Below are 3,829 nucleotides of genomic sequence, written 5' to 3'. Positions count from 1 at the left end.
CCCGCGTGTTGGGCATCGGGGAAGGCTTTCTCACCGAACCGTGGTGGTGCCGGATGGTGGTGCTGTCCGCCGAGCGGATCTCCCGCCGGGGCGGAGTCGTGCGGGTGGCCGTGGCCGCCCGCCACCTGCGCAAGCCCGGGCCCCTGCAGGCCATGGTCGACGCCGTCGACCTGTCGCTGATGCACGGCTGCGCACCGGCGGTGTACCGCTGGCAGCGCGACAAGGCCATTCTCGACGCGGCCTGACGAAGCGTTTCCTCAAACCGCTCGGCGCGGGCACTACCCTGGGCGGACATGAGCGATTCTTCGGCCGGGGGGTTCGGCGCCGACGCCATCATCGTCGGGGCGGGACTCGCGGGCTTGGTGGCCGCCTGCGAGCTGGTGGACCGGGGGCTGCGGGTGCTGATCCTCGACCAGGAGAGCAGCGCCAACCTGGGTGGGCAAGCATTCTGGTCGTTCGGCGGCCTGTTCTTCGTCGACAGCCCCGAGCAGCGCCGTCTGGGGATTCGCGACAGCCACGAACTCGCCCTACAAGACTGGCTCGGTACCGCGGCGTTCGATCGGCCCGAGGACTACTGGCCACGCCAATGGGCGCACGCCTACGTCGACTTCGCCGCGGGGGAAAAACGCCGTTGGCTGCGCGACCGGGGACTGAAGATCTTCCCCCTGGTGGGCTGGGCCGAACGTGGCGGCTATGACGCACAGGGGCACGGCAATTCGGTGCCCCGCTTCCACATCACCTGGGGCACGGGCCCCGCGTTGGTCGAAATCTTCGCCCGTCAGCTGCGGGACCGCTCGACGGTGCGCTTCGCGCACCGCCACCGGGTTGATGAGTTGATCGTCGAGGGCGGCGCGGTGACCGGGGTCCGCGGCACGGTGCTGGAGCCCGCAGCCGCGCCCAGGGGCGTGGCGTCATCACGAACACCCGTGGGGCAATTCGAGTTTCGCGCGCTCGCTGTGATCGTCACCAGCGGCGGCATCGGCGGCAATCACGAGCTGGTGCGCAAGAATTGGCCCAAGCGCATGGGCCGCATACCCGAGCAGCTACTCAGCGGGGTGCCTGCCCACGTCGACGGCAGGATGATCGGCATCTCCCAGCAGGCCGGCGCCCGGGTGATCAACCCGGACCGCATGTGGCACTACACCGAAGGCATCACCAATTACGACGCCATCTGGCCGCTGCACGGCATTCGCATCATCCCCGGACCGTCGTCACTGTGGCTCGACGCGGCCGGAAAGCGGCTGCCGGTACCGCTGTACCCGGGTTTCGACACCCTGGGCACGCTGGAATACATCACCAGATCCGGGTATGACTACACGTGGTTCGTGTTGAACGCCAAGATCATTGAGAAAGAGTTCGCGCTCTCCGGGCAGGAGCAGAACCCCGACCTGACCGGGCAGAGCCTGCGTGAGCTGCTACGTAACCGGGCGCGCTCCGGGCCCCCGGGCCCGGTGCAGGCATTCGTCGACCGGGGAGTGGACTTCGTCAGCGCGAACTCGTTGCGGGAGTTGGTAACCGCGATGAACAAGCTGCCCGATGTCGCGCCGCTGGACTACGCTACCGTCGAGGCCGAGGTGACCGCCCGCGACCGCGAGGTGGCCAACAAATTCAGCAAGGACGGACAAATCACCGCGATCCGTGCCGCCCGCGGCTATCTGGGCGACCGGCTGGGCCGGGTGGTCGCACCGCACCGGCTGACCGACCCCAAGGCGGGCCCGATGATCGCGGTCAAGTTGCACATCCTGACCCGAAAGACGTTGGGCGGCATAGAGACCGACCTGGCCGGCCGCGTGCTGAAGGCCGACGGAACGCCGCTGGCCGGCCTCTACGCCGCGGGTGAGGTGGCCGGGTTCGGTGGGGGCGGCGTGCACGGCTACCGCGCCCTGGAGGGCACATTCCTGGGCGGCTGCATCTTCTCTGGGCGGGCCGCCGGACGCGGCGTGGGCGACGATATCGCCTAGCTCGCCGGACGGGGTAGCGCTAGAAGGTGACCGCGTCCTCTTCGGGGAGCACTTGGAAGTCTGTGGTGGTCATCTCGGTGAGCCGGCCGTAATAGATGCCCCGCGCGTCGGGGGCGATGATCCCTTGGTGGATGGGTACGGCGCGCGCCGGTGCGACGGCGCGCAGGTAGTCGACGGCCTCGGAGATCTTCATCCACGGGGCGGCTGCCGGGGTGGCCAACACGTCCACCGGCTCGTCGGGCACGAACAGCGCATCACCGGGATGCATCAGCCTGGCCCGATGATCGCCGTCGCCCACCAGGAACGAAATGTTCTCTATGACCGGGATTTCCGGGTGAATGACGGCGTGTTTGCCGCCGACGGCGCGCACCGTCAGTTCACCGATCCGCAGTTCGTCACCGACGTGCACCGCCTGGCACGGCGCCCCGAGCTGGGCGGTGGTTTGCGGATCGGCATAAAGCGCCGCGCCCGGGTTGCCCTCGAGCAGGGCCGGCAGTCGGGCGCCGTCGACGTGGTCGGGGTGCTGATGGGTGATCAGGATCGCGGATAAACCCGATATGCCCTCGAAACCGTGCGCGAAAGTCCCAGGATCGAAGAGCACTCGGGTGTGGTCGAATTCTGCAAGTAGACAGGAGTGGCCGAAATGCGTCAGTTGCATGTTTACGATTGTGCCCTGACGGGAGAGTGATGCCGATGCGGGTGATCCTGGCGGCCATGGCGGTGGTCGGCGGCCTCGCGGTGGCGTTCATCGTCGCGGTGCCCGCACATGCCGAGCCGCAGGCCTGCCCGCCCGTGTGCGACCAGATCCCTGATTCCGCCTGGATCCAGCGCCGGGCCGTGCCGCTGGACTCCGTTTACGGCTGGCCCCCGCTCGCCGGGCTCGCGGCGCAGGTTACCGGCGCGGCGCCCGGGCCTCGATTCCGATTCGAGGAGCTGTGCGCCACAGCCCCGGTGCCGCGGGACCCCCGCGACTCGGCCGTCGTGGCGCGCGCCGCCGTCGCCCATCCCGACGGGCAGTGGCAGCTGCAGGCGCAGATCCTGCACTGGCGCGGCGATACGGCCAGCGGCGGTGCCCTCGCGTCTTCGGCGTTCAGCACCGCCGTCGCCGCGCTGCGCTCCTGCCAGCAGCGAACGCCGCTGCAATCCCCGTCGATCACCACCGACGAAACGAACCGGATGGCCGCGGTGATCAGCGGTCCGATCGTCATGCACACGTACCTGGTCGCCCACCCGTCGAGCAGCACGATCACCGAGCTGACGCTCTGGTCGTCGGCGCCGCCGCAGGTTCCGTGGCCCGCCATGGCCGACGACCCGGTGCTGAACGCGTTGACCGCCCCCCTGTGCGAGGCCTACATTGCGTCGTGCCCGTGACGGCCGAGCTGCACTTTCGCCGGTAGAGTTGGCGCGGGGACAAATCTGAGGAGGAGCGCCGGTGGCCCGGGTAGTCGTTCATGTGATGCCCAAAGCGGAGATTCTCGACCCGCAGGGTCAGGCGATCGTCGGCGCGCTGGGCCGACTCGGTCATCCGGGGATCTCAGAAGTCAGACAAGGCAAGAGGTTCGAACTCGAAGTCGACGAAACCGTTGACGACTCGGTCCTCGCCGACATAGCAGAGACGCTCTTGGCGAACACCGTGATCGAGGACTGGACGATCAGCCGGGAGACCCGGTGACCGCGCGGATCGGCATCATCACGTTCCCGGGAACCCTGGATGACGTCGACGCCGCCCGGGCGGCGCGGCGTGTCGGTGCCGAGGCCGTCAGCCTGTGGCACGCCGACGCCGACCTCAAGGGCGTCGACGCCGTGGTGGTGCCCGGCGGTTTCTCCTACGGCGACTACCTGCGCGCGGGGGCGATCGCCAGGTTCGC

At 68.8% G+C, this 3,829-nt stretch carries 5 protein-coding genes and 1 pseudogene; 5 read left to right on the top strand and 1 reads right to left on the bottom strand.

Features of this window, described 5'->3' with window-relative positions; genetic code table 11:
- Positions 1-245: pseudogene (locus A9X03_RS13105) on the top strand (DUF2334 domain-containing protein); the annotation flags it as partial.
- A gap of 48 nt (positions 246-293) precedes the next feature.
- Positions 294-1,961, top strand: a complete 1,668-nt coding sequence (locus tag A9X03_RS13100; RefSeq protein WP_067888539.1) for an FAD-binding dehydrogenase — start codon at positions 294-296, stop codon at positions 1,959-1,961.
- Positions 1,962-1,980: 19 nt separating this feature from the next.
- On the opposite strand, the gene A9X03_RS13095 is transcribed toward A9X03_RS13100, so the two are convergent.
- Entirely contained in the window at positions 1,981-2,619 is a 639-nt protein-coding gene (locus A9X03_RS13095) for an MBL fold metallo-hydrolase (RefSeq protein ID WP_067751836.1), read from the bottom strand.
- 35 nt (positions 2,620-2,654) lie between these two features.
- On the opposite strand from A9X03_RS13095, the gene A9X03_RS13090 reads away from it, so the two are divergent.
- The 3 genes from A9X03_RS13090 to A9X03_RS13080 all read left to right on the top strand — a co-directional run.
- The gene (locus tag A9X03_RS13090; RefSeq protein ID WP_197504954.1) at positions 2,655-3,332 is read left to right on the top strand and encodes an ATPase; all 678 of its coding nucleotides are present in this window, start codon (positions 2,655-2,657) and stop codon (positions 3,330-3,332) included.
- A gap of 61 nt (positions 3,333-3,393) precedes the next feature.
- A complete protein-coding gene (gene purS / locus A9X03_RS13085) occupies positions 3,394-3,633 on the top strand; it encodes a phosphoribosylformylglycinamidine synthase subunit PurS (RefSeq protein ID WP_067751830.1) in 240 nt (79 codons plus the stop codon).
- Positions 3,630-3,829 (top strand): phosphoribosylformylglycinamidine synthase subunit PurQ (locus A9X03_RS13080; RefSeq protein ID WP_197499040.1); only part of this gene is annotated, 200 nt, incomplete at its 3' end. The genes purS and A9X03_RS13080, both read left to right, overlap by 4 nt.

The sequence above is a fragment of the Mycobacterium sp. E1715 genome, from assembly GCF_001667625.1.
Lineage (GTDB): Bacteria > Actinomycetota > Actinomycetes > Mycobacteriales > Mycobacteriaceae > Mycobacterium.
This window is presented reverse-complemented; position numbering and strand designations above follow the sequence as displayed.

Excerpts from the sequence above, each read along its gene's own strand:
- A9X03_RS13100 (WP_067888539.1), top strand. The coding sequence starts at position 294 with ATGAGCGATTCTTCGGCCGGGGGGTTCGGCGCCGACGCCATCATCGTC.
- A9X03_RS13095 (WP_067751836.1), bottom strand. The coding sequence starts at position 2,619 with ATGCAACTGACGCATTTCGGCCACTCCTGTCTACTTGCAGAATTCGAC.
- A9X03_RS13090 (WP_197504954.1), top strand. The coding sequence starts at position 2,655 with ATGCGGGTGATCCTGGCGGCCATGGCGGTGGTCGGCGGCCTCGCGGTG.